The sequence below is a fragment of the Ferroplasma sp. Type II genome (assembly GCF_000496155.1).
In genome coordinates this window covers 1,675-4,936 of record NZ_KI542757.1, presented here as the reverse complement: position 1 = coordinate 4,936, position 3,262 = coordinate 1,675, and the positions used below count along the sequence as shown (strand labels likewise).

Annotated in this window: 4 protein-coding genes; 2 read left to right on the top strand and 2 right to left on the bottom strand. The window is 38.8% G+C overall.

What is annotated here, in order from left to right; all coding sequences use genetic code 11:
* Positions 1–187 precede the first annotated feature (187 nt).
* Positions 188–1,315 (bottom strand): IS110 family transposase, encoded by a 1,128-nt coding sequence (locus tag AMDU4_RS09930; RefSeq protein WP_290704959.1) that lies wholly within the window; start codon positions 1,313–1,315, stop codon positions 188–190.
* A 263-nt stretch (positions 1,316–1,578) separates the two neighbouring features.
* On the opposite strand from AMDU4_RS09930, the gene AMDU4_RS09925 reads away from it, so the two are divergent.
* Positions 1,579–1,881 carry an iron-sulfur cluster assembly protein gene (locus AMDU4_RS09925; protein WP_290704956.1) on the top strand — a complete coding sequence of 101 codons (303 nt, stop codon included), beginning with the start codon at positions 1,579–1,581 and terminating at the stop codon, positions 1,879–1,881.
* A gap of 72 nt (positions 1,882–1,953) precedes the next feature.
* Positions 1,954–2,508, top strand: a complete 555-nt coding sequence (locus tag AMDU4_RS09920; protein ID WP_021787528.1) for a TATA-box-binding protein — start codon at positions 1,954–1,956, stop codon at positions 2,506–2,508.
* Here AMDU4_RS09920 and truD read toward each other — a convergent pair.
* Positions 2,500–3,262, bottom strand: a 763-nt coding sequence (truD, locus tag AMDU4_RS09915) for a tRNA pseudouridine(13) synthase TruD (protein WP_290704953.1), incomplete at its 5' end; no start/stop codon positions are given. The genes AMDU4_RS09920 and truD overlap by 9 nt on opposite strands.

Below are 3,262 nucleotides of genomic sequence, written 5' to 3'. Positions count from 1 at the left end.
TATTAATTGCCCATGAAATAACCATAAATATGAACAGCAATACATCATTCTGTTTTCCCATATGCTGTGTAATAATGCGTCTTTAATAAATGTGAGTGAGGCCAGGTGCATTAATATGATAAGAGCCACATTAAATGCGCTCAATATGCTGAATTGATTTTTTGGTAAATTGCTCCTATGAAAAATGTTATGTTGACGGATTCATAATCTTTCCCTCCTTTAATAATTTTACTGTTGTAAAGTTTATCTTCGGTCTCTCTTTCCTTGCCCTCATGGACATGGAACGGATTTTCCTTTCTGTCAGTGCATCATTCTCATCTTCGTATTTCTCATGCCTCATGAGCATGGTGAATATGATCTCTATGAGAAGCCTGGCAATTGTAACTATGGACCTGTTCTTTCCAAGGCGATGGACAATGCTCAGATATTTCTTCCTCATCTTTTTGGAGTATTTTATCAGTGAATGGGCTGCAAGGACAAGGATATACCTGAGCATGGATGGGCCCTGCTTTGTTATGTGCCCTTTTACGTCCCTGTTTCCAGACTGGAACTGCCTTGGGACAAGCCCTGCATATGATGCAAGATGTTCTTTGTTCCCGATCTCTGACAGTATGGTCACTGCAGAGTAAATGTTTATTCCAGGTATGGATAGAAGGTTCCTTATGTCTTCATTGTTCTCTGTCATTCTTGCCATCTCATCCTCCACCTTTAAGGCACTGGCCTTAAGGGATGATACCCTTGAGATAATGTCAGAAAGCACTATCCTTTCAGAATATGGCAGCTTTGTTGATTCAGCTATGATCTTCCTCATGCCTGATGTGCCGAATATATCTGTAGATTCTATGACTGTCCCATGGCCTGAAAGTATTGCATGTGTTTTATTCTTCAGCATGGTCATTTCTACAGATATGGATCTCCTGTACCTTGTGAGTGAACGCATCTCATTTATTTCTGGTGATGGTATGTATATCTCCCCCTTCTTCTGTATCTCACCCATCCTGAGCAGATCCGCTATCTTGAAAGAATCCTCCCTGTCATTCTTCTTAACAGACTGGAATATCTGGGGGAACTTTGAAGGATTCATCACATGTACTGAGAAACCCATATCCACAAGTGTTCTTGCAACATACTTTCCTGATGTTGATATCTCAAGCCCAACCTGGTTTTCCATGGAGAGATAAGGGTCCCTGAAATTAATCCAGTTCCCTTCACTGTTTTCAATATCATACTGTTCACACACACTTCCATCCTCTTTCATCTCTGTTATATATACGCTATGTTTATGTACATCCAAACCAATATACGCTTCGATCACCTCCTTAGTGATTATGTGAGAGCTAAAGCCGGATCAAACATCACCAAACTCCTATTCACCCTTGTTTCAGGGTAGTATGTCGAGACGAAAAGGGGATCAATCTGTAGGACGACCTCGCAGGTCAAGCAATTGTATCGATCCCCTGGTCCGGCTCTCACAACAACATCGTCATGTTGTTGAGGTCATATAACATTTTTCATGACATCTGTTTCAACTTTAAACATTAAATAATGTTTAAATACATATTTACAATTGATTATATTATGGTAACTAAAGAGGAAATTCTGGAAGCATTAAAAGAGGTATCTGATCCAGAAATAGGAATGGATGTTGTTAACCTTGGCCTGGTATATGATGTTGAAATTACTGATGGCAACAGGGTTTACATAAAAATGACAATGACCGCGCCAACATGCCCTGTAACTCCATGGATACTGTCAGAAGCACAGAAATGTGTTGAAAATCTCGCCGATGTGGACGCTGCAGACATAGAACTGGTATGGGAACCTCAGTGGAAGCCGGAAATGATGTCTGATTATGCAAAGGAACAGTTGAACATGTATTAAGGATTTTTGACAGTGTATATAAGCTAAATTAAAACCTTTATATACCCTTTAAATATAAACATATTGATTAATATGAGTGAGATGGAAAAAATAACCATAGAAAACATAGTTGCATCAACTTCACTGGCGGAACATCTGGACCTGAGCCGCATAGCCCTGGCACTTGAAGGTTCTGAATATGAGCCGGAACAGTTTCCCGGATTGATATATAGATTAAAGGATCCAAAAACAGCGGTTCTTATTTTTAGAAGTGGAAAGGTTAATTGCACAGGTGCCAAAAACCTTGAAAATGTCAAAAAAACAATAGACACCATCATAGATAAACTTAAGAAAGCCAAAATAGAGGTTTATGACAATCCCGACATTATAGTTCAGAATATTGTTGCAGTTTACGATCTTGAGGCATCCCTTAACCTTACAGATATAGCAATGTCCCTGGGTCTTGAAAATGTGGAATATGAGCCGGAACAGTTTCCAGGACTTGTATACAGGGTTGAGGAGCCAAAAGTAGTTTTGCTTCTTTTCGGATCGGGCAAAGTGGTATGCACTGGAGCCAAGGAAGAAAGTGAAATTGAGCAGGCTGTTATAAAAGTAAAAAAAGAGCTACAAAAGGTTGGATTAATTTAAATTCCCCTTGATAAACTCCCTTAGGAGAGAAGTTGCATAAACTCCCTTTCCAAGTGAGAATTTAATTTTATTTTTCCCAATTATTTTGAAATCCACAGGAAGTACAGATATTATCCTGTAATCGCCCGATGAGCCCATTCTTCTGTCAGAGCTTAGATTAAAGTCTTTTTTATTAATTTCCTCATCTTCCATAATTTTCTTTTCTATGTCACCCTCGAGGCCGGAGGATAGTTCAGTATCATAACCTATTAATGGTATGGCTGGCCTGATCCTGTTTTCCATGGAGAGGCGGTTAAGTTTTTCAATATTGTAACTGGATGCACGAATCATCTGATTTCTATCTGGGTTGAAATATCTGTCAACAGGATATAGAATATCACCACCAAGTACCTTATACATGCTGCCAGTAAGCTTCATCCTTTCTGAAAGTATTCTGTTAAAAATATATGACTGGTAAGCGTGTATAAAGAACATGGAAAGGTATCTTGGGAAAACACTGAATGCGTCTTTATACGTATTTTCCCTTATTATGTAGCCCAGTAGGGACCTTTCAAATGTAAGATATTCGGGAAACTCTTTCATAGCCTTTCTGGCATCTCCAGTTTCACCAAATGTTTTTCTGTAGTCTTCTCTATCAAATTCCGGATCGTATATATACATCTTTACAGCCTCCTCGTATTTATTTTGTATTAATAGTTTGCCTATTTTATGTGTATTTGCCCTGATGCTGCCGAATCTCTGATAGCCATAAAAA